Origin of the sequence: Borrelia crocidurae, assembly GCF_000825665.2 — a bacterium.
In the GTDB taxonomy this organism is placed as follows: Bacteria; Spirochaetota; Spirochaetia; order Borreliales; family Borreliaceae; genus Borrelia; species Borrelia duttonii.
Genome location: NZ_LN609267.1, coordinates 898130 through 901938 on the forward strand (window position 1 = coordinate 898130; position 3809 = coordinate 901938).

Below are 3809 nucleotides of genomic sequence, written 5' to 3' on the forward strand. Positions count from 1 at the left end.
TTTTTTTTATCCATTTTTCAATTAAACCTCCTTCTGGTAATTTTTTATCATAATATTCATATNNNATATGATTTTTAAGAGCGTCATCAATTTCTATTTGAATGTTTTTTAGGCTAAATTTTTGAGTAAGTTCTTTGCAGTAATTATCGTAAATTATGCTGAGGTCTTTTTCTGTTAATACATTAAGAATTATTTTTTTTTGTATTTTATCTATTAATGATAACTTAAGTTTTGTTTTAAGTTCATTATTGATTGTGCTTTTAATATCTATATTATTGTCTGTTTTATTAAATCCAAGGATGCCTTTTCCAAGTAATATTTTACTGCCAATAGATGTACTTAAAACAATGATGCTATTCTTAAAAGATATTTTATCTTCTTTATTGTCAATTAGTTCTCCATTTTCAAGTATTTGTTCTATTATGCTCATTACGGAATTATGCGCATATTCAATATTTTCAAATATGATGAATGCTCTAGGATTATATTTTAGTCTGTTTATTAAAATACCACCGTCAGTATAACCTGCGTATCCTGGATTTGTTCCTATTAGTTTTGATATAGAAGTTTCTTCTCTGTAGTCTGACATATCTAACTGTAGTATTGAATTTTGATCTTTAATCATGATTTTTGATATTGTTTTTGATAGTATTGTTTTTCCACTTCCACTTGAACCTATGAGTAATATTGATGTTAATGGTTGTATATTATTGTTGATGCCTAGTTTTGTTTTTACCATTTCTATAATGATTTCATCTATGGCAGATTCTTGTCCAATTATTTTTTCTTTGATGTTTATTGTTTCTTCTTTAAGATATGCAATTTCTTCTGTTAGATTAAGTTTTACCTTAATGCCAAAAAATTCATCTGTTGTATTTTTAATATCCTCGACATTTACTATTTTTGTATTTATTTCTTGTTGTTTTTTCTGGGCTCCAGCAATGTCAATTAAATCAATTGCTTTATCGGGAAATTTTCTATTAGTTAAATATTGTGATGATAAGCTAATAACATTTTCTATGGCTTCTTTTTCATAAGTGACGCCGTGATAGTTTTCAAAGTTTTTTATTATGCTGTTGATTATGTTGAGAGTTTCTTTTTCATCAGGTTCTTTGATTGATATTGTTTGAAATCTTCTAGTGAATGCCTTGTCTTTGGATATGTGTTTTCTATATTCATCATAAGTCGTTGCACCTATTATTTGTATTGCAGAACGAGAGAGAATAGGTTTTAAGATATTTGCTGCGTCAATAGAACCTTCAGCATTTCCTGCTCCTATTAAAGTGTGTATTTCATCAATAAATATCGCATCATATTTTTATTATTTTTTTGACTTAATTATATTATTTAATCTTTCTTCAAATTCACCTCTGTATTTAGTTCCAGAAACTAAGTCAGAAGTTTCAATTTGTAGTATTATTTTATTTTGTAATTGGCTTTTTATTTCTTTGTTTGCAATTTTAATGGCAAGTCCTTCAACAATTGCTGTTTTTCCAATCCCAGGTTCTCCTATTAAAATTGTGCTACTTTTGTTTCTTCGTTCAAGTATGCTTATTAATGATTGAATTTCTTTTTCACGTCCTATTAGGGGATCGAGTTTTTTTTCTTTTGCAAGTGTTGTGAGATTTTTAACGTATTTGTTAATTTCAAAGTAGTCGCTTTGTCTTGTTTCATCTTCAAATTCTTTATATGTTTCAATTAATCTTATTTTATCTATGCTTGTTATTATATTATCTTCATCGAAGTTAAAGCTTAGTTTATTAAGTTTATATTTTTTGAGAAGCTTTTTTGTTTTTAAAATCTGATAAAAAATTTCTTTTATGCCTATTAAAGTTTTGGACTTAAATTCTTTTTTTGTTTGGTCAATAAGAGTAAAGATTTCTCTGCTTATTTTTGGGATGACAATTTCATTGGTGCCAATTAAAACTTTTTCTAGCTTTTCTATTTCATATAATGTATCTTGTTTGATATTTTTTAAAGTTTTGGTTTCTATATTTTTTATTTCAGATTTTTTAGGATGAATTAATAATATAGACATTAATAAATGCCAACTTGAGACTTCTCTATTTTTATTTTTTCTAGCTACTTCTCTTGACGATATTTCAACTAGATTCATTAATTTGTCTGTTATATTAATATTTTTCTATCTCCATCTTTATTTTGTTCATTATATCAAAAATACTATTTTTTTGTTCGTATCTTGAATATATGGATATATAAAATTTAATTTTTGCTTCCGTGCCAGATGGCCTAATTGTTATTTCTATTTTATTTTCTAATAAGAATTTTATTGCATTTGTGGTGTGTGTATAGCCTTTTATTGTATATACGTTTCCATGCATATCGATTTCTTTTAGTGTTTTATAATCTAATTTTTTAATTATGAAAAGACCTGCAAATTCTTTTGTAATATTGTTTCTAAATTGTAACATTAATTTCTCTCTTAAAAAATCACCATTAGTTTCTTTAAAGATTTTATTAATTGTAAAATCTTCGTAATATCCAAATTCTTTGTACATTGTTTGTAGATATTGATTTATTGTGATTTGGTTTTTTTTTAGTGTAAACATTAAATCACAAAATCCTTTTATGGCTGAAAATGCATCTTTATCTCTAGTTCCAGTGCCAATTAGGTATCCATGGCTTTCTTCACATCCAAAAATAAATTTTTTGTTTGGTTCTTTTTTTTGTATCTTATCTATTAAGTTTCCTATCCATTTAAATCCTGTATATGTTCTATATAATGTTGTGTTGTATTTTTGAGCTATTTTATCTAACATTGGGGTTGTGACAAAAGAGGCTATTATAAAGGTGTTTTTGGGGTTATTTTCTCTAGATAGTAAATAGTGCATTAAGATGCATGCAATTTGATTTCCATTTAAAATTTTCCATTTTCTGCTTTCTTTGAAAGCAATACCCAATCGATCAGCATCTGGATCTGTTGCAAATGCAATATCACAGTTTGTTTTCTTTGCAAGTTCTATTACTCTAGACATGGTTGTATGTTCTTCAGGATTGGGATATTTGACTGTAGGAAATTCTGGATCAGGATTTATTTGTGTTTGTTCTGTTAAAAGTTCTACTTTACTACCTTTAAATAATTTCTTTATTATTGTTCCTCCTGTTCCATGCAGAGGAGTATATGCGATTCGTAAATTTGTAGTTTTACTTTTTTGATTAAAATTGGGAAATTCGTCATTTATTTTTTGTATGTATTTAATATCAATTTCATTTTTAAGTTCAATTATTATTCTTTTATTTATTCCTTTTCTTTTTATGAATGTATGTTTGATATTAGATACTTTTTGTATTTCCGATATTATTTTTGCATCATGTGGATCTATTATTTGAGCACCTCCTTTCCAGTATACTTTATATCCGTTGTATTCTTTTGTATTATGACTTGCTGTTATCATTATTCCAAGATCGCAGTTTAATTTTCTAACTGTGTAGGATAATTGTGGAGTTGCTCTTAAATTTTTATATATGTAAACCTTAATCCCATTTGAAGCAAAAATTTCAGCAGCTTCGTATGCAAATTCTTTTGAAAAATGTCTTGAGTCATAACTTATTGCGATTTTAGGATTTTGTGTTATTGTAAGGATATAGTTGGCAATTCCTTGACTTGCTTTGGCGATGTTGTATGTATTAATATAGCATGATCCAGCCCCAATTATACCTCTCATGCCAGCAGTACCAAATTCTAGTTCTTTGTGAAATCTATTGTATATTTCTGTTTTATTGTTTTCTTTAAGCAATTTTATAGCTTCATCTTTAAAAAAATTGTTTTTTTCAAATTGTATATATTG

The 3809-nt window shown here is 26.6% G+C and carries 1 protein-coding gene and 1 pseudogene; both read right to left on the bottom strand.

The genetic code is table 11. The annotated features are described in order from the left end of the window. A pseudogene (locus BN1173_RS04300) lies at window positions 1–2116 on the bottom strand (AAA family ATPase); the annotation flags it as partial. A 16-nt stretch (window positions 2117–2132) separates the two neighbouring features. Continuing rightward, window positions 2133–3809, bottom strand: a 1677-nt coding sequence (locus BN1173_RS04305; RefSeq protein ID WP_040236873.1) for a phospho-sugar mutase, incomplete at its 5' end; no start/stop codon positions are given.